The organism is Ramlibacter agri, assembly GCF_012927085.1.
In the GTDB taxonomy this organism is placed as follows: Bacteria; Pseudomonadota; Gammaproteobacteria; order Burkholderiales; family Burkholderiaceae_C; genus Ramlibacter; species Ramlibacter agri.
The window spans coordinates 206,103-222,476 of record NZ_JABBFX010000001.1 but is presented as its reverse complement, the minus strand read 5'-3'; the positions used below and the strand labels follow the sequence as shown (position 1 = coordinate 222,476).

The 16,374-nt window shown below is 68.9% G+C and carries 18 protein-coding genes; 14 read left to right on the top strand and 4 right to left on the bottom strand.

The genetic code is table 11. The annotated features are described in order from the left end of the window. Positions 1 to 11 precede the first annotated feature (11 nt). Positions 12 to 896, bottom strand: coding sequence for a DMT family transporter (locus HHL11_RS01130; protein ID WP_169416547.1), 885 nt, complete (start codon positions 894 to 896; stop codon positions 12 to 14). Positions 897 to 988: 92 nt separating this feature from the next. Between HHL11_RS01130 and HHL11_RS01125 the strand changes: the two genes are divergently transcribed. From HHL11_RS01125 to pyrF, 3 genes are read left to right on the top strand one after another with little or no spacing between them, the layout of a single operon-like run. Continuing rightward, on the top strand, positions 989 to 1,327 hold the full coding sequence (locus HHL11_RS01125; RefSeq protein WP_169416546.1) for a hypothetical protein: 339 nt from the start codon (positions 989 to 991) through the stop codon (positions 1,325 to 1,327). After that, on the top strand, positions 1,296 to 1,667 hold the full coding sequence (locus HHL11_RS01120; protein ID WP_169416545.1) for a hypothetical protein: 372 nt from the start codon (positions 1,296 to 1,298) through the stop codon (positions 1,665 to 1,667). Before HHL11_RS01125 ends, HHL11_RS01120 begins: the two co-directional genes overlap by 32 nt. Before the next feature lie 43 nt (positions 1,668 to 1,710). After that, entirely contained in the window at positions 1,711 to 2,550 is an 840-nt protein-coding gene (gene pyrF / locus HHL11_RS01115; RefSeq protein ID WP_169416544.1) for an orotidine-5'-phosphate decarboxylase, read from the top strand. Here pyrF and HHL11_RS01110 read toward each other — a convergent pair. From HHL11_RS01110 to uvrA, 3 genes are all read right to left on the bottom strand, one after another. After that, the gene (locus HHL11_RS01110; RefSeq protein WP_169416543.1) at positions 2,531 to 2,734 is read right to left on the bottom strand and encodes a hypothetical protein; all 204 of its coding nucleotides are present in this window, start codon (positions 2,732 to 2,734) and stop codon (positions 2,531 to 2,533) included. The two genes, pyrF and HHL11_RS01110, sit on opposite strands and share 20 nt — an antisense overlap. 12 nt (positions 2,735 to 2,746) lie before the next feature. Then, positions 2,747 to 3,007, bottom strand: a complete 261-nt coding sequence (locus HHL11_RS01105; protein WP_169416542.1) for a GlsB/YeaQ/YmgE family stress response membrane protein — start codon at positions 3,005 to 3,007, stop codon at positions 2,747 to 2,749. A gap of 96 nt (positions 3,008 to 3,103) precedes the next feature. Further along, positions 3,104 to 5,992 (bottom strand): excinuclease ABC subunit UvrA, encoded by a 2,889-nt coding sequence (gene uvrA, locus HHL11_RS01100; RefSeq protein ID WP_169416541.1) that lies wholly within the window; start codon positions 5,990 to 5,992, stop codon positions 3,104 to 3,106. 181 nt (positions 5,993 to 6,173) lie between these two features. Here uvrA and HHL11_RS01095 point away from each other — a divergent pair, with 181 nt between their 5' ends. From HHL11_RS01095 to HHL11_RS01045, 11 genes are all read left to right on the top strand, one after another. Continuing rightward, on the top strand, positions 6,174 to 7,382 hold the full coding sequence (locus HHL11_RS01095; RefSeq protein WP_169419864.1) for an MFS transporter: 1,209 nt from the start codon (positions 6,174 to 6,176) through the stop codon (positions 7,380 to 7,382). Positions 7,383 to 7,540: 158 nt separating this feature from the next. Next, positions 7,541 to 8,572: an ABC transporter substrate-binding protein gene (locus HHL11_RS01090; RefSeq protein WP_169416540.1), complete on the top strand. Its 1,032-nt coding sequence runs from the start codon at positions 7,541 to 7,543 to the stop codon at positions 8,570 to 8,572. 3 nt (positions 8,573 to 8,575) lie between these two features. After that, on the top strand, positions 8,576 to 9,370 hold the full coding sequence (locus tag HHL11_RS01085) for an ABC transporter ATP-binding protein (RefSeq protein ID WP_169416539.1): 795 nt from the start codon (positions 8,576 to 8,578) through the stop codon (positions 9,368 to 9,370). Continuing rightward, positions 9,370 to 10,230, top strand: coding sequence for an ABC transporter permease (locus HHL11_RS01080; RefSeq protein ID WP_169416538.1), 861 nt, complete (start codon positions 9,370 to 9,372; stop codon positions 10,228 to 10,230). The genes HHL11_RS01085 and HHL11_RS01080 overlap by 1 nt, the downstream gene beginning before the upstream one ends. 48 nt (positions 10,231 to 10,278) lie before the next feature. Continuing rightward, on the top strand, positions 10,279 to 11,670 hold the full coding sequence (locus HHL11_RS01075; protein ID WP_169416537.1) for an FAD-dependent oxidoreductase: 1,392 nt from the start codon (positions 10,279 to 10,281) through the stop codon (positions 11,668 to 11,670). Next, positions 11,667 to 12,845 carry a CaiB/BaiF CoA transferase family protein gene (locus HHL11_RS01070; protein ID WP_169416536.1) on the top strand — a complete coding sequence of 393 codons (1,179 nt, stop codon included), beginning with the start codon at positions 11,667 to 11,669 and terminating at the stop codon, positions 12,843 to 12,845. The genes HHL11_RS01075 and HHL11_RS01070 overlap by 4 nt, the downstream gene beginning before the upstream one ends. After that, positions 12,842 to 13,615 carry an enoyl-CoA hydratase-related protein gene (locus HHL11_RS01065; RefSeq protein ID WP_169416535.1) on the top strand — a complete coding sequence of 258 codons (774 nt, stop codon included), beginning with the start codon at positions 12,842 to 12,844 and terminating at the stop codon, positions 13,613 to 13,615. The genes HHL11_RS01070 and HHL11_RS01065 overlap by 4 nt, the downstream gene beginning before the upstream one ends. A 4-nt stretch (positions 13,616 to 13,619) precedes the next feature. Next, the gene (fdxA, locus tag HHL11_RS01060; protein WP_169416534.1) at positions 13,620 to 13,958 is read left to right on the top strand and encodes a ferredoxin; all 339 of its coding nucleotides are present in this window, start codon (positions 13,620 to 13,622) and stop codon (positions 13,956 to 13,958) included. Then, on the top strand, positions 13,940 to 14,854 hold the full coding sequence (locus tag HHL11_RS01055) for a LysR family transcriptional regulator (protein ID WP_169416533.1): 915 nt from the start codon (positions 13,940 to 13,942) through the stop codon (positions 14,852 to 14,854). Before fdxA ends, HHL11_RS01055 begins: the two co-directional genes overlap by 19 nt. Before the next feature lie 113 nt (positions 14,855 to 14,967). Then, on the top strand, positions 14,968 to 15,462 hold the full coding sequence (gene ssb, locus HHL11_RS01050; protein ID WP_169416532.1) for a single-stranded DNA-binding protein: 495 nt from the start codon (positions 14,968 to 14,970) through the stop codon (positions 15,460 to 15,462). A gap of 79 nt (positions 15,463 to 15,541) precedes the next feature. Then, positions 15,542 to 16,366: a hypothetical protein gene (locus HHL11_RS01045; RefSeq protein ID WP_169416531.1), complete on the top strand. Its 825-nt coding sequence runs from the start codon at positions 15,542 to 15,544 to the stop codon at positions 16,364 to 16,366. Positions 16,367 to 16,374 lie beyond the last annotated feature (8 nt).

The following is a 16,374-nucleotide window of genomic DNA, read 5'->3' as shown; positions in this document are numbered from 1 at the left end:
CCCCATCATAGTCAGGATGGCCGCCGGCCGGGCCAGAGCACGGTTGCGATGGCCAGCACCATCAGCCCGACCGCGGCCCAGTCCTGCCAGTGCAGCGCCTCGTGCAGCCACACGGCGCCGCTGAAGACGCCCAGCACCGGGATCAGCATGACGCTGAGCGTCGAGGCGACCGGCGGCAGGTTGCGCGCGAGGTAGATCCAGGCCGCCTGGGCGAAGCCGAAGATCAGCACGGCGTTGTACAGGATGGCGGCGCCGGCCGTGGCGTCGGGCATGCGCCATTGCGAGGACTCGAACACGGTCGCCAGCACCGTCATCAACAGCGTGGTGAGCACCGTCATCCAGAACGCGATAGTGAGCGCCGGCTGCGCGATGCGCGTGCGGCGCAGCTCCTGGGTGCCCAGCGCCCAGGTGGCCGCGGCCACCAGCGCGAGCAGCACGCCCCAGGGCCGGCCGGCGAAGCCGGTCAGCTCGTGCCACAGGAGCAGCAGCACGCCCAGCGCCGCGGCGCCCACGCCGCCCCAGGCCCGGCGCGGCAGCGGCGTCTGGTAGACCAGGGCGCCCAGCACCGCGGAAAAGATCGGCATGGTGTAGCCGAGGATGGCCGAGCGCCCGCTGGACAAGGTGCGCACCGCGAACAGGATGGCCACGTGCCAGACGAACATGTTGGTGGCGCTCAGCCACAGCAGCTCGCGCCAGCTGGCGCGCGGGATCCGGAACGGCACCTTCAGCAGCACCAGCCCCAGCGCCAGCACCGGCAGCCCCAACCACATCGACAGGGTGCGGAAGGTCAGCGGCGGGTAGACGGTCACCCCCAGCTTCATCACGGGCCAGTTGATGCCCCAGGCGAGGGTGATGAAAGCGAGGATGACCAGCTGCTGGCGGCTGAGGGCTTGCATGGGCGGCCATTGTGACGGTCTCGCAGGCGGACTACTTTGTGACGCCTTTCGCTTGGAACGCGGCGGCACCGGCGATACAACGACTCCTCGTGGTGACCAGGAAGAAGCCTGCTCCGTCCACAGGGACGATCACTCTCTACCGCGCGGTCGAGGAGCCCGAGCGCGCTTCTATCATGGCCACGGGCAAGTTCTCTTGGGGACCCCTGCCCACGTTCATGAAGCAGTTCGGACGGGATCTGGAGGAGGTCCGTGCCTTCGCCGCGGCGAACTCCGATTGCACGGCGATCGTTGAGGTAGTCGTCGCCTCACATGCGGCGCGCGGGGCGCATTTCTCGACGAACATCGATGCGCATATTTTCCGAAGCGGTGTGTACACTTTCAACCAGCTGGACATCCTCAATGGCGCGATCCAATCCCTCCGCTGGTACTGACGCCTGCCTGAAGGCAGTTGTCAGTTTCCAGGATCCGACTCTGGCGGGGCGTGCTCTTGACCAGGTCGCTCGTTCTTACCGGCCGCTGCTGGATGTGCGACCGGGAGAATGGATGTCGTGCCGTTTTGAGCGCATCGGTTCCGGCGCTGGCGGACTGAAGCTGTACCACCCTTACGATGTTCTGATCCGGCTCGAGCAGCTCGACGAACTCCAGCGCTTTCACCACAAGGATATCTGGCAGCTCTTCGCAATTGGCCGCGCGCTCACGATGATGGTCATGCCCGATCGCGTGGTGGCCACGGGAACTGTCAAGGGCTTGGGGCTCGACTCCCGGCGCTGAGCGCCAGCGTCGTCGTGCCAAGCCCTCGGGGGATAATCTGGGCATGACATTCCTCGAACGGCTGCAGGCGGCGCAACGGCAGAACGGCTCCATGCTGTGCGTGGGCCTGGACCCGGAGCCGACGCGCTTCCCCCAGGGCATGAAGGACAACGCGGCGCGCATCTACGACTTCTGCGCCCGCATCGTCGACGCCACCGGCGACCTGGTGATCGCCTTCAAGCCGCAGATCGCCTACTTCGCGGCGCACCGCGCCGAGGAGCAGCTGGAACAGCTGATGCGGCACCTGCGCGCCAACTGGCCGCACGTGCCGGTGATCCTGGACGCCAAGCGCGGCGACATCGGCTCCACCGCGGAGCAATACGCCCGCGAAGCCTTCGAGCGCTACGGCGCCGACGCGGTGACCCTGTCGCCCTTCATGGGCTTCGACTCGGTGCAGCCCTACCTGAAGTACCCGGACAAGGGCGCCTTCCTGCTTTGCCGCACCTCCAACCCGGGCGGCGACGACCTGCAGAACCAGCGCCTCGCTTCGGTGGACGGGCAGCCGCTGCTGTACGAGCACGTCGCGCGGCTGGCGCAGGGGCCGTGGAACCTCAATGGGCAGCTCGGTCTGGTGGTGGGCGCCACCTATCCGGCGGAGATCGAGCGGGTGCGCGAGATCGCGCCGACCTTGCCGCTGCTGATTCCCGGTGTCGGGGCGCAAGGCGGCGACGCGGTGGCGACGGTGCGGGCCGGCTGGCGCGAGAACGGGGCGATCGTCGTGAATTCCTCGCGGGCGATCCTCTACGCGTCGAGCGGAATGGATTTCGCGGACGCCGCGCGGGCGGAAGCCTTGCGCACGCGCGAGGTGTTGCAGGCGGCGCGGCCTACTGCGGGTAAACCGTAGGCGTCGAGAAGTCCCGGCCGACCAGCGCGCGCGCGTACAGGTAGTTGTTGCGCGCCTTCTCGCTCAGGCTGTCCAGGTCCACGTGGCCTGCGGCGTCGCAGGGGAAGGAGAAGCCGCGGCCGCTGTCGAACAGCGAGCAATAGCGCAGCTGGAACGCTTCGTCGAAGTGGGCGGCGGTAGTCATGGCGTCCCTCCCTCAGAGCACGCGGTGCTGCCGGCCGCGGAACAGGCCGACGATGACGAGCAGGACGATGGCGCCGATGATGGAGGCGATCCAGCCGGCCGGCTGGCCCGGCGCGTACCAGCCCATGGCCTCGCCGACGTACTGGGCGATCAGCGCGCCGGCGATCCCGAGCAGCGTGGTCAGGATGATGCCCATGCGGTCATTGCCCGGCTTCAAGGCCCGCGCGAGCAGGCCGACGATGAAGCCGACGACGATGGTGCCGATGATGGTCATGTTGCGCTCCCTTGGCGTCCTTTTGCCTTGGTACCAATGTAGCCAGCCCGGGCTGGCTTAGCTGTAGGCGCAGGCGGGCGGGAGCAGTAAGACGAATTACAGCAAGCGCTGCAGGTAACGCCCCGTGTGGCTGCCGGGATGCTTCGCGAGCTCCTCGGGCGTGCCGGCCAGCACCAAGGTGCCGCCGCCGTCGCCGCCCTCCGGCCCCATGTCGATCACCCAGTCGGCCGTCTTGATGACGTCCAGGTTGTGCTCGATCACGACGATGGTGTTGCCGGCGTCGCGCAGCTGGTGCAGCACCTTCAGCAGCAGGTCGATGTCGGCGAAGTGCAGGCCGGTGGTCGGTTCGTCCAGGATGTAGAGCGTGCGTCCCGTATCGCGCTTGGACAGCTCCAGCGCCAGCTTCACGCGCTGCGCTTCGCCGCCCGACAGCGTGGTGGCGGCCTGCCCGAGCTTGATGTACGACAGGCCCACTTCCGTCAGCGTCTGCAGCTTGCGCGCGATCGACGGCACCGGCTTCAGGAACTCGTAGGCGTCCTCCACCGTCATGTCGAGGATCTGCGCGATGTTCCGGCCCTTCCACAGCACTTCCAGCGTCTCGCGGTTGTAGCGCTGGCCGCGGCAGACGTCGCAAGGCACGTAGACGTCGGGCAGGAAGTGCATCTCCACCTTCACCACGCCGTCGCCCTGGCAGGCCTCGCAGCGGCCGCCCGCCACGTTGAAGGAGAAGCGGCCCGGGCCGTAGCCGCGTTCCTTGGCGATGGTGGTCTCGGCCATCAGCTCGCGGATGGGCGTGAACAGGCCCGTGTACGTCGCCGGGTTGCTGCGCGGCGTGCGGCCGATGGGCGACTGGTCGACGTTGATCACCTTGTCGAAGTGCTCGATGCCTTCGATGGCGTCGTGCGGCGCCGGCTCCTCGTGGGCGCGGTACAGCTCGCGCGCGACCGCCGTGTACAGCGTGTCGTTGACCAGGGTCGACTTGCCCGAGCCGGACACGCCGGTGACGCAAGTGAAGAGGCCCACCGGCACCTCCACCGTCACGTCCTTCAGGTTGTTGCCGCGCGCGCCGACGATCTTGATCACCTGCGGGTCGGGCTGCTGGCCGAGGTGGTTGCGCTGCTTCGGCACCGGGATCTGCAGCGCGCCCGACATGTAGCGGCCGGTCAGCGAGGCCGGGTCGGCCAGCACTTCCGCCGGCGTGCCCTGCGCCACCACCTGGCCGCCGTGGATGCCGGCGCCCGGGCCCATGTCGACCACGTAGTCGGCGGCGCGGATCATGTCCTCGTCGTGTTCCACCACCAGGACGGAGTTGCCGAGGTCGCGCAGGTGCTGCAGAGTGCCGATGAGGCGGTCGTTGTCACGCTGGTGCAGGCCGATCGAGGGCTCGTCCAGCACGTACATCACGCCGGTGAGGCCGCTGCCGATCTGCGAGGCGAGGCGGATGCGCTGCGCTTCGCCGCCGGAGAGCGTCTCGGCGCTGCGATCGAGCGAGAGGTAGTTGAGGCCGACGTCGTTGAGGAACTTCAGGCGCGCGCCGATTTCGCGCACCACCTTGTCGGCGATCTCCGCCTTCGCGCCCTTCAGCGCCAGCTGCTCGAACCAGGCCTGGCTGTCGCGCAGGGTCATGCGGCCGATCTCGTAGATCGCGCGGCCCTGCGGGCCTTCGCCCAGGCGCACGTGGCGCGCTTCGCTGCGCAGGCGCGTGCCTTCGCAGGTGGGGCAGGGCTGCAGGCTGCGGTAGCGCGCCAGTTCCTCGCGCACCGCGGCCGAATCGGTTTCGCGGTAGCGCCGCTCCATGTTGGGAAGGATGCCCTCGAAGGGATGCTTCTTGTTCACCTTGCGGCCGGCGGACGGGCCGCTTTCCAGCGCATAGGTGAACTTGACCTCCTCTTCGCCGGAGCCTTGCAGCAGCGCCTTGCGCACGTTGGCGGGCAGCTTCTCGAAGGCCGTGTCGACGTCGAACTTGTAGTGCTTCCCCATGCTCTCGATCATCGAGAAGTAATAGGGGTTGCGGCGGTCCCAGCCCTTGATGGCGCCGCCGGCCAGCGACAGCTCGGGGAAGGCGACGACCCGCTGCGGGTCGAAGAACTCCATGGTGCCGATGCCGTCGCAGCTGGGGCAGGCGCCCACCGGCGAGTTGAACGAAAACAGGCGCGGCTCGAGTTCGGCCAGCGAGTAGTGGCAGATCGGGCAGGCGAACTTCGCGTTGAACAGGTGCTCCTTGCCGCTGTCCATTTCCATCGCCACGGCGCGCGAGTCGGCCAGGCGCAGCGCGGCTTCGAAGCTTTCGGCCAGGCGCTGCTGGATGTCCGGCTTCACCTTCAACCGGTCGATCACGACGTCGATGTCGTGCTTCTCCGTCTTCTTCAGCTTCGGCAGGTTGTCGAATTCGTAGATCTCGCCGGCCACGCGGAAACGCACGTAACCCTGGCCCTGCATCTCGGCGAACAGCTCGGTGAACTCGCCCTTGCGGTCGCGCGCCACCGGCGCCAGGATCATCAGCCGCGTGTCCTCGGGCAGCGCCAGCACCGCGTCGACCATCTGCGACACGGTCTGCGACTGCAGCGGGATCTCGTGCACCGGGCAGTAGGGCGTGCCGGCGCGCGCGTACAGCAGGCGCAGGTAGTCGTGGATTTCGGTGACCGTGCCCACGGTGGAACGCGGGTTGTGGCTGGTGGCCTTCTGCTCGATGGAGATCGCCGGCGACAGGCCTTCGATGACGTCGACGTCGGGCTTGTCCATCAGCTGCAGGAACTGGCGGGCATAGGCCGACAGGCTTTCCACGTAGCGGCGCTGGCCTTCGGCATACAGCGTGTCGAAGGCGAGCGAGGACTTGCCCGAGCCGGACAGGCCCGTGATCACGACCAGCTGGTAGCGTGGCAGGTCGAGGTCGACGTTCTTCAGGTTGTGCGTGCGGGCGCCGCGGATGCTGATCCGCTGGCCCAGGGCGGCGTGCAGGTACTTGCCTTCGGTGCTGTCGTTCAAGGGGTCAGGCGGCGTTCAGGGAAACCAACCATCTTAGCCCGCTACGGGCATCCGCGCACCCCGCTTTCTCGAATGCCGGAGAATGCAGGGTTTGCCGGCCATCCCGCCTGCGCCTGCCGGCGTGCTTTTTTCACGACCTCCTTCCGTGACCGCCCCTGCCTCCGCCCCCCTGGCCAACCGCATGACGCCGCTGGAGCGGCGCGCCAGCGGCTCACTGGCCCTCATCTTCGCCGCCCGCATGCTGGGCCTGTTCCTGGTGCTGCCCGTGTTCGCGCTGGAGGCGGCCCGCCTGCCCGGCGGCGACGACCCTGCGCTGGTCGGCCTGGCCATGGGCATCTATGGCCTGACGCAGGGCGTGCTGCAGATTCCCTTCGGGCTGGCCAGCGACCGCTTCGGCCGCAAGAAGGTCATCGTCATCGGCCTGCTGGTGTTCGCGGCGGGCAGCTTCCTCAATGCCTCGGCGACCACGCTGCACATGCTGGTGATCGGCCGCGCGCTGCAAGGCGCCGGCGCGGTGTCGGCTGCCGTCACCGCGCTGCTGGCGGACCTGACGCGCGACACCGTGCGGACCAAGGCGATGGCACTGGTCGGCGCCAGCATCGGGCTGATGTTCGCGCTGTCGCTGGTGGGCTCGCCGATCCTCGCTGCGCGCATCGGCCTGCATGGACTGTTCACCATCACCGGCCTGCTGGCGCTGGCCTGCATCGCCGTGGTGCTGTGGTGGACGCCGCCGGAGCCGAAGGTCCACGCGAACGTGCCGCGCGGCCGCCTGGCCGACGTGCTGAAGCACGCGCCGCTGCTGCGGCTGGACGTGGGCGTGCTGGTGCTGCACGCGGTGCAGATCGCGATGTGGGTCGTGCTGCCGTCCTTGCTGGTGCAGTCCGGCCTGGCCAAGGAGCAGCAGTGGCAGGTCTACCTGCCCGCCGTGCTCGCTTCGTTCGTCGTGATGGGCGGCTTGCTGTTCCCGCTGGAGCGCCGCGGCTACCTGCGCGCCGTGTTCCTCGCTTCCATCGGCTTGGTGCTGCTGGTGCAGCTGGGTCTGTTGCTGGTGGCGCCGCATCCCAGCGTGCCCGCGCTGGCCGTGCTGCTGTTCCTGTTCTTCTGCGGCTTCAACGTGCTGGAGGCGACGCAGCCCAGCCTGGCCTCGCGCGTGGCGCCATCGCAGGCGCGCGGCGCCGCGCTGGGCGTCTACAACACGCTGCAGTCGATCGGCTTCTTCCTGGGCGGCGCGCTCGGGGGCTGGCTGGCCAAGCATGCGGGCTTCTCGGGCCTGTTCATCGCCTGCGCGGTGCTGATGCTGGTGTGGCTGGTGGTCGCCTGGCCGATGAAGGCCCCGACCTCCCGCCCGACGCCCGAGGAAGTGCTGGCCGACGAGGCTGAGGCCACCTGAAGCCGCGGCCGGCCCGCGTTTCGTCTTTCGACTTAACCGGACCCTAGGGTTGGTCCGGAGCGCTAATTTCGGCAGCGCCCGTCGCGAAAAGTCATTCTTGCGCGCACACCTTGCGTCACCGAGGATTCGTCCACTCTCGGAGACAAAAGGAATTGCAGATGACCCATTTCGTGGACATGCACCGCCGCCGCTTCCTCGGTTCGACGCTTGTGGCCGGCGGGCTGGCCGCCGCCGGCCCGATGCTGTCGGTGCAGGCATTCGCCGGTGACAAGGCCAAGCTCAGCATGCAGCTGGGCTGGATCGCCAGCGGCAACCAGGTGGGCGAGGTCGTCGCCAAGCGGCTCGGCTACTTCGACCAGGAAGGCATCGCCTTCAGCATCGCCGCCGGCGGCCCCAACGTGGACGGCGTGGCGGTGGTGGCTTCGGGCCGCTCCGAAGTCGGCCAGGTCTCGTCCAGCCCCTCGGTCATGCTGGCCGTGTCCCAGGGCCTGCCGATCAAGGCCTTCGCGGTGGGCGCGCAGCGCCACCCCTTCTGTTTCTTCTCGCTGGCGAAGAACCCGGTGCGCAAGCCGGCCGACCTGGTCGGCAAGAAGGTGGGCCTGCCCGCAACCGCGCACATCCTGATCCGCGCGCTGCTGGCGCAGAACAAGGTCGCCGAGAAGGATGTGACCATCGTCCCGACCGGCACCGACATGACGCCGCTGCTCACCGGCCAGGTCGACGTGGTCACTGGCTGGCTCACCAGCACCACCGCGCTGAAGGTGCTGGGCAAGGACCGCGTCGACATGGCGCTGTGGGACGGCGGCGTGAAGCTGTACGCGCTGCCCTACTACGCGACGAACGAGACGATCCAGCAGCATCCGCAGGTGCTGGCCGGCTTCCTTCGCGCCACGGCCCGCGGCTGGTCGTACGCCGAAGCCAACCGCGAAAAGGCGGTGGACCTGCTGGTGGCCGAATACCCCAACCTGAACAAGCAGGACGAGCTGGCCGGCCTGGACGCCATGCTGCGCTACAGCTTCGGCGAGCTGACGAAGACCCGGGGCTGGGGCGCGATGGACCCTGCGATCTGGAAGGACCAGATCGACCTGTACGCGCGCCTGGGCCAGTTCACCGCACGCACGCCCAAGGTGGAGGATGTCATGACGCTGGACATCCTGAAGGCCACCGAGGCCGCGCGCCTGAAGGGCTGAGCCATGCTGGCCACTGCCACCGCGCCTGCTTCCGCGGATGCTTCCATCCGCTGCCGCGACATCGGCGTGCGCTTCTTCAGCGAGCGCCGCACGGTCACCGCCATCGGCTCGCTCGACCTGGAGGTGAAGGCGGGCGAGTTCCTCACCTTGCTGGGCCCCTCGGGCTGCGGCAAGTCGACTTTCCTGCGCGTCGTCTCGGACCTCGTCACGCCCAACAAGGGCAGCATCGAAGTGCTGGGCGGCACGCCGGAAGCCGCGCGCCTGCGTCGCGACATCGGCTTCGTGTTCCAGGACGCCGCGCTGCTGCCCTGGCGCTCGGTGCTGCAGAACGTGGAGCTGCCGCTGCAGGTGGGCGGCGGCGCCGCCCGCCAGGGCAAGCGCAGCCCGCGCGAACTGCTGGAGCTGGTGGGCCTCAAGGGCCGCGAGAACGCCTGGCCGCACGAACTCTCGGGCGGCATGCGCCAGCGCGTGGCGATCGCCCGCGCGCTCGCCAGCGATCCGAAGATCCTGCTGATGGACGAGCCCTTCGGCGCGCTGGACGAGATCAAGCGCGACGGGCTCAACGAGGAACTGCGGCGCGTGTGGAAGGAACTGGGCATCACCATCCTGTTCGTCACGCACAGCATCGCCGAGGCGGCCTACCTGGGCCAGCGCGTGCTGGTGCTGGCCGCCAACCCGGGGCGGGTGCGCACGATCGTGCCCGTGAACCTGCCGGAGGACCGCACGCTGGCCGTGCGCGAATCCCCCGCCTTCGTGGAACTGAGCGCGCAGCTGCGGCGCGAGCTGGAGGCCTGCTGATGAACATGCGAACCCTGGATCCGGCCCTGGCCGGAGCGCTGGCCGCCGCGCCCGCGGGCGAGGATGCCGAGATGGTGCAGTGGCTGGCCGAGCGCAGGCGCAAGGTCTGGCGCCGCCGCCTGCTGCCCACGCTGGGCATCGTCGGCCTGCTGGTCGCCTGGTGGGCCATCGTCGCCGGCTTCGGCGTCAAGCCCTTCATCGCGCCGTCGCCGCTGCTGGTCCTGCAGACGCTGTGGGACAAGCACGACGTGCTGCTGCAGAACCTGTGGCCCACGGCCGTGGAGGCGGCCGGCGGCTTCCTGCTGGGTGGCCTGGCCGCCGTGCTGGTGGCCACGGTGTTCATCCACAACAAGACGCTGCAGGACATCTTCTTCCCGGTGGTGGTGATGTTCAACGCGATCCCCGTGGTCGCCAAGGCGCCGATCCTGGTGCTGATCCTGGGCAACGGCATGTCGCCCAAGATCACCATCGCGGCGCTGGTGTGCTTCTTCCCGACGCTGGTGAACATGGTGCGCGGGCTGGAGTCGGTGAACCCGCAGGCGATGGAACTGATGCGGGTGCTGAACGCCAGCAAGGCGGAGGTCTTTCTCCGCCTGCGCATGTTCAACGCGTTGCCCTACCTGTTTTCGGCGCTGCGCATCGCGGCTTCGCTGAGCGTGATCGGCGCGGTGGTGGGCGAGTGGATCGGCGCGAACACCGGCATCGGCGCGCTGATCATCCAGGCCACCTTCAACTTCGACTCCGCGCTGCTGTACGCCGCCATCGTCATGAGCGCGTCGCTCTCCGCGGCCTTCTTCCTGGCGGTGACCCTGGCCGAACGCTGGGTCATCCGCTGGCAGCCGGACATCGGCCAACACTGAAATCCCGGGCGTCCCGCGCGGGGCGCCCTCCCAACCAAGGAAATGAACATGAGCCAGATCGGTGATTGGCTGCGGGAAGACGTGCGCGACGTGCGCGTCGTCGCGAAGTCGGACGTGGTGGTGGTCGGCGGCGGACCCGCCGGCCTGAGCGCGGCGATCGGCGCGGCGCGCAACGGCGCCCGCGTGACGCTGCTGGAGCGCTACAACCACCTGGGCGGCCTGGCCGCCGGCGGCATGGTGCTGGTGCTGGACGACATGTGGGACAGCCACCTGCGCGAGATCTCGGTGCGCGGCAACTGCCTGGAGATGATCGAGCGCATGGCCTCGCTGGGCCTGGCGCAGTTCCCGCGCGAGGACGAGTGGGGCAGCGACCCGGCCAGCCAGCGCCGCTGGGGCCGCTGGGGCACCTTCGACTTCCACAGCCACGAGAAGCCGCATCCCATCTGCTTCGCCGCGGCCTTCGACCCCGACGCCTGGAAGCGCGTTTCGCTGGACCTGGTGCAGCAGCACGGCATCGACCTGCGCCTGCACTCCTGGTTCTCGCGCACGCTGGTCGAAGACGGCAAGGTCAAAGGCGTAATCTGCGACACCAAGGCCGGTCGCCAGGCCATCCTGGGCGACGTGGTGATCGACGCTACCGGCGACCTCGACGTCGCCGCCTCGGCCAGCGCGCCGCACGTGGGCGGCAGCTACATCATGACCACCGTGTTCCGCCTCGGCGGCGTGGACGCGGAGGAGGCGGAGCGCTTCGAGCGCGAGGAGCCCGAAGCCTTCGACGCGATGGACCGGGAGGTCAAGCGGGTGCTGGGCGGCAGCTGGGCCAAGTGGTGGCTGCGCACCCCGCTGCCGGGCGTGGTGTGGTGCAACGCCCCGCACATCGCGGGCCTGGACGGCACGCGCGTGGAAGACCTGACCAAGGTGGAGATCGAAGGCCGCAAGGCCATCCACCGCACGGTGGACTTCCTGCGCACGCGGCTGCCCGGTTTCGAGAGCTGCTTCGTGGTCGACGTCGCGCCGCAGACCGGCGTGCGCCAGACCCGTTTGCTGGAAGGCGAATACGTGATGAGCAAGGACGACGTGGTGAACCGCGTGCGGTTCGCCGACAGCGTGGCGCGCGGCCGCGACTACTACTACCCCTACCGCTCGCTGCTGCCGCGCGGCATCGACAACCTGATCGTGGCGGGCCGCCACTACTCCGCCACCTCGGCGGCGCAGAAGATGTCGCGCGAGATCCCGCCCTGCATGGCCATGGGCGAAGCGGCCGGCGTGGCCGCGGCGCTGGCGGTGGATGCCGGCGTGAGCGTGCGCAACGTCGACGTGCAGAAGGTGCAGCGCACCCTGCGCGCGCAGGGCGCCGACCCCGGCGACCGCGAAGGCTGCAACCCGGACGTGCCGGCGATCGCCCGCGCCGCCCGCCAACGCGTGGAGGCCCTGGCATGAAGGCGCACCCGGACATCTTCCGCGAAGAGGGCGGCGCCGCGCTGCCGCTGGCCGGCATCCGCGTCATCGACTTCACCCAGGTGATGATGGGCCCGGTCTGCACGCAGATGCTGGCGGACTACGGCGCCGACGTCATCAAGATCGAGCGCAAGGGCGCGGGCGACCTGAGCCGCTCCACCTTCAAGCCGGTGGCGGGCAACGACAACCCCATCTTCTGCAGCCTGAACCGCAACAAGCGCAGCGTCGAGATCGACCTGCGCGACGCCGCGCAGATGGAGCAGGTGAAGGCGCTGATCGCCGGGGCCGACGTGGTGGTCAACAACTTCCGCGCCGGCGTGATGGAGCGCCTGGGCCTCGGCTACGAGGCCTGCGCGCAGCTGAACCCGCGCATCGTCTACGCCGTGGGCACCGGTTTCGGCGAGACCGGCCCCAACGCCCACAAGGGCGGGCAGGACGTGCTGGCCCAGGCCATGAGCGGGGTGATGGCGCGCCGCTCCGACGCCGGCGCGCCGCTGTCCATCTACGCCACGGCGCTGGCCGACTACACGGCCGGCATGCACATGGTGCAGGGCGTGCTGCTGGCGCTGCTGCAGCGGCAGCAGACCGGCCGCGGCCAGAAGGTCAACGTGTCCCTCTACAACTCCATGCTGGCCATGCAGATGCAGGAAGCCGCCATGATCATGATGGAGGACTCGGAGGTGAACTGGGCGGCCATGCCGCTGTCGGGCGTGTTCGAGACGAGCACCGGTGCGCTGGTGCTGGTGGGCGCGTTCAAGGCCAACCCGCTGCGCGACATCTGCGCGGCGCTGGAGCTGCCGGACCTGTCGGGCGACCCGCGCTTCGACAGCCTGCAGCAGCAGTTCAAGCACAAGGCGGAACTGCACCAGATGTTCCGCGACCGGTTCGCCACCAACACGCGCGAACACTGGCTGGCGCGGCTGGAGGAACAGGACCTGCTGTGCGCGCCGGTGCGCGACATGCGCGAGGTGCTGGTGGATCCGCAGACGCTGCACAACCGCATGATCATGGAAGCGCAGACGTCCACCGGCCGCAAGCTGCGCTTCATCGGCAGCCCGATCCAGCTGTCCGGCGCGCAGGTCGCGCTGCGGCGCGAGCCGCCGCGGCTGGGCGAACACACCGACGAAGTGCTGAACGAAGTGAGGGCCTCTGCATGAGCGTGCAATTCCAGGTGGTGGACCACGTCGCCACGATCACCGTCGCCCGCCCCGACGTGCTGAACGCGATCGACCTCGACACCGAGGCGCTGCTGCAGAAGATCTGGACCGAGATCGAACAGCGCGACGACGTCCGCGTGGTGGTGCTCACGGGCGCCGGCGACCGCGCCTTCTGCGTCGGCGCCGACCTGAAGAACCCTTCGGTGAAGGGCGTCGAGTACTGGGCTCGCTCCCGCGTGGGCGGCTTCGGCGGCATCGCGCTGCGCGAGACGCTGAACGTTCCCGTCATCGCCCGCGTCAACGGCTTCGCCCTGGGCGGCGGCTTCGAGATGGTGCTGGGCTGCGACATCGTGGTGGCCGCCGAGGAAGCCAGCTTCGGCCTGCCCGAGCCGCTGGTGGGCCGCATGCCGCTGGATGGCGGCATGACCTTGCTGCAGCGCCAGGTGCCGTACCGGCAAGCCATGGGCATGCTGATGACCGGCCAGCGCATCAACGCGAAGCGCGCGCTCGAGATGGGCCTGGTCAACGAGGTGGCGCCGCGCGCCGAACTCGACGCCGCGGTCCGGCGCTGGGTCGACAACATCCTGGCCTGCGCCCCGCTGTCGCTGCAGGCGATCAAGCAGGTGGTGCGCCAGACCTCGACCCTGTCGCCGGCCCAGGCCCAGGCGGTCCGGCTGCCGGCCCTGGTGAAGGCGCTGCAGTCGCAGGACGCGGAAGAGGGCGTGCGGGCCTTCCAGGAAAAGCGCAAGCCGCGCTGGCAGGGCCGCTAGCGCCATGGCCTACGTCGTCACCAGCGCCTGCATCGACTGCAAGGACGGCGCCTGCGTGCAGGCCTGCCCCGTGGACAGCATCTACGAGGGCAAGCGCACCATGTACATCCACCCGGATGAGTGCATCGACTGCGGCGTGTGCGTGTCCTTCTGCCCGCCGCAAGCGATCTTCGAGGACCTGCGGCTGCCGGAGTCGGAGCGGCACTTCCTGGCCGTGAACCGCGAGTTCTTCGAGCCGGCGGTGAGCGGCCTGGGTTCGCCGGGGGGGGCCGGCGACGTCGGCCCCGTTCCCTGCGATCATCCGGTGGTTGCCGCGCAGCCGCCATGCATGCCAGTGTCCTGAAATATTTCGTCGAAGTCGCCCGCTGCGGTTCGGTCCGCAAGGCGTCCGAGAACCTCTACGTCGCCTCCAGCGCCATCAACCGGCAGATCATCAAGCTGGAAGACGAGCTGGGCACCGAGCTGTTCGACCGGGTGCCGAACGGCATGCGCCTGAACGCGGCGGGCGAGCGCCTGCTGAAGCACGTGCAGTCCACGCTGCACGACTTCCAGGTGATGCGCTCCGAGCTGGACGCGCTCAAGGGCGAGCGCACCGGCCACGTCAAGGTGGCCACCATGGACTCGATGCTCAACGACTTTCTGCCGGCCTCGGTGGAGGAGTTCTCCGAGGCCTTTCCCGCCGTCACGTACACCATCACGTCGGCCGCGCCGATGGACGTGCCGTCCTACGTGCTCTCGGGCCAGGCCGATGCCGGCCTCACCTTTATCGTGCGGCTGCCCAGCGGCCTGGAGACGGTGGCCGAGGCGGCCCTGCCGGTCGGCGTGGTGATGTCGCCCGGCCATCCGTTGACCGCGAAGCAGGCGATCGGCCTGGACGACTGTGCGCGCCAGCCCTTCCTGCGCTCGGGCGGGCAGTCGCCGATCAGCAGCACCCTGTCGCCGGAATTCGCCCAGTTCTGGGACGGGCTGGAGCCGGTGGTGACCTGCAATTCCACCGAGATGATCAAGCGGCTGATCATTGCCGGCAAGGGCATCAGCTTCTTCTCCAAGATCGCCTTCATCGGCGAGCTGGAGCGCGGCGAGGTGGTGTGGCGGCCCTTCGACCTGCCGGCGCTGAACCAGCTGAAGGTGGGCATCGTGGTGCATGGCCAGCGGGTGCTGCCCGCCGTCAGCCAGAACTTCATCGGCCGCATGGTGCGGCGGCTGCGGCAGATGGAGATCGCCGCGGCGGCGGTCTGAAGGCCGGCCTGCGACTTATTTCCGTCACCCCAGGGTCGGCGGATGCGGGTTCCACCGCGTTGCAGGTGGGTGCCGCCCAGGCTCCATAATCTGCACCATCTGGAGGAATCCCCATGGCATCCGTCAATAAAGTCATCCTGGTCGGTAACTGCGGCCGGGACCCCGAAGTCCGCTACCTGCCCTCGGGGCAGGCCGTCGCCAACGTCAGCGTTGCCACGTCCAGCCGCCGCAAGGACAAGACCAGCGGCGAAACCGTCGAAGAAACCCAGTGGCACCGCGTCTCCTTCTTCGACCGGCTGGCGGAAATCGTCGGTGAGTACGTGAAGAAGGGCACCCCGATCTACGTCGAAGGTCGCCTGGTGTACCGCAAGTTCACCAACAAGGACGGCGTCGAACAGAACGCCACCGACATCATCGCCACCGAAATGCAGCTGCTTGGCGGCCGCCAGGGCATGGGTGGCCCGTCCGCCGGCGACGACGACGGCGGTGGCGCCCCGGCGCCGCGCCGCTCGGCGCCCCCGCCGCGCGCGCCCGCTCCCGCGAGCCGTCCCGCGCCGTCGAAGCCCGCCTCCGGCTTCGACGACATGGACGACGACATTCCCTTTTAAAAAATCGAGGGTGTCTGCCGCAAGACGCTTGCCGCTCTCCAGGCGGCAGGCGTTTTCTTTTTTCCGGGGAGGGCTTGCCATGTTCCGCCTGCGCCTGCTTGCCGCCATCGCATCGCTGTTCCTCGCGGCCGGCGCGCCCGCGCAGGAGGCGACGCAGCAAAAGGCGCAGGCCCTGATGGCCGCCATGCTGCAGCGGGAGCTGGAAGGCGACACGCTGCAGCAGCGCATCGCCGTGCTGTATGGCGGCCGGCTGGACGCCGACAAGTCGCAGGTGGTCGAAGACGTGCTGCGGCGGACTTACGCCAACCCGCACCTGGCGGAGTACCTGGGGCGGTTGACGCTGGCTCTGTATCGCCAGGGCGCCAGCAACGAGCGCATGCGCGCCACCGTGCCCGAAGCCATGCAGCTGCTCAAGGTGCGCGGCATCGCGCGCCTGCCCGCGGAGGACCAGGCCAGCTTCCTGCGCTACATGCTGCGCATGGCCGGCCAGCTGCCGGCGGAGACCTGCGCGGCGATGTTCCTCGGCAAGCTGCCCGAAAAGGCCGTCGACCAGCTCGAGTCGGATTTCGCGGTGGGGGTCGACCTGCAGTCGTTCAAGGAGATCATGGACGTCTACGGGCGCGCCACCCTTGCGGAGCTGGATGGCGACCCGCCGATGCGCTCCGTGAGCCTGCTGCAGGCTTCGCAGGCGCGCGATGCCCTGGTGCGGGCGCTGGCGGCGCGGCTGCGCGAGACCATGTCACCGCAAGCCGTGCAGCGCATCGCGCGCGACATCAAGTCGGCGCCCGAGGGCGACGTCTGCACCTACATGCGCAACGTGGCGCAGGCCGTGCTGGACCTGCCCGAGCCGGAACGCGGCTGGCAGCTGGTCGCCTTCACGGAGGCGATGCGCGGGCAGCGCTGAGGGGCGGC

What these genes read in the sequence shown, in the direction of transcription:
- HHL11_RS01130 (WP_169416547.1), bottom strand. Translation starts at nt 896, where the DNA reads ATGCAAGCCCTCAGCCGCCAGCAGCTGGTCATCCTCGCTTTCATCACC.
- HHL11_RS01120 (WP_169416545.1), top strand. Translation starts at nt 1,296, where the DNA reads ATGGCGCGATCCAATCCCTCCGCTGGTACTGACGCCTGCCTGAAGGCA.
- pyrF (WP_169416544.1), top strand. Translation starts at nt 1,711, where the DNA reads ATGACATTCCTCGAACGGCTGCAGGCGGCGCAACGGCAGAACGGCTCC.
- HHL11_RS01110 (WP_169416543.1), bottom strand. Translation starts at nt 2,734, where the DNA reads ATGACTACCGCCGCCCACTTCGACGAAGCGTTCCAGCTGCGCTATTGC.
- HHL11_RS01105 (WP_169416542.1), bottom strand. Translation starts at nt 3,007, where the DNA reads ATGACCATCATCGGCACCATCGTCGTCGGCTTCATCGTCGGCCTGCTC.
- HHL11_RS01095 (WP_169419864.1), top strand. Translation starts at nt 6,174, where the DNA reads ATGACGCCGCTGGAGCGGCGCGCCAGCGGCTCACTGGCCCTCATCTTC.
- HHL11_RS01090 (WP_169416540.1), top strand. Translation starts at nt 7,541, where the DNA reads ATGACCCATTTCGTGGACATGCACCGCCGCCGCTTCCTCGGTTCGACG.
- HHL11_RS01085 (WP_169416539.1), top strand. Translation starts at nt 8,576, where the DNA reads ATGCTGGCCACTGCCACCGCGCCTGCTTCCGCGGATGCTTCCATCCGC.
- HHL11_RS01080 (WP_169416538.1), top strand. Translation starts at nt 9,370, where the DNA reads ATGAACATGCGAACCCTGGATCCGGCCCTGGCCGGAGCGCTGGCCGCC.
- HHL11_RS01075 (WP_169416537.1), top strand. Translation starts at nt 10,279, where the DNA reads ATGAGCCAGATCGGTGATTGGCTGCGGGAAGACGTGCGCGACGTGCGC.
- HHL11_RS01070 (WP_169416536.1), top strand. Translation starts at nt 11,667, where the DNA reads ATGAAGGCGCACCCGGACATCTTCCGCGAAGAGGGCGGCGCCGCGCTG.
- HHL11_RS01065 (WP_169416535.1), top strand. Translation starts at nt 12,842, where the DNA reads ATGAGCGTGCAATTCCAGGTGGTGGACCACGTCGCCACGATCACCGTC.
- fdxA (WP_169416534.1), top strand. Translation starts at nt 13,620, where the DNA reads ATGGCCTACGTCGTCACCAGCGCCTGCATCGACTGCAAGGACGGCGCC.
- HHL11_RS01055 (WP_169416533.1), top strand. Translation starts at nt 13,940, where the DNA reads ATGCATGCCAGTGTCCTGAAATATTTCGTCGAAGTCGCCCGCTGCGGT.
- ssb (WP_169416532.1), top strand. Translation starts at nt 14,968, where the DNA reads ATGGCATCCGTCAATAAAGTCATCCTGGTCGGTAACTGCGGCCGGGAC.
- HHL11_RS01045 (WP_169416531.1), top strand. Translation starts at nt 15,542, where the DNA reads ATGTTCCGCCTGCGCCTGCTTGCCGCCATCGCATCGCTGTTCCTCGCG.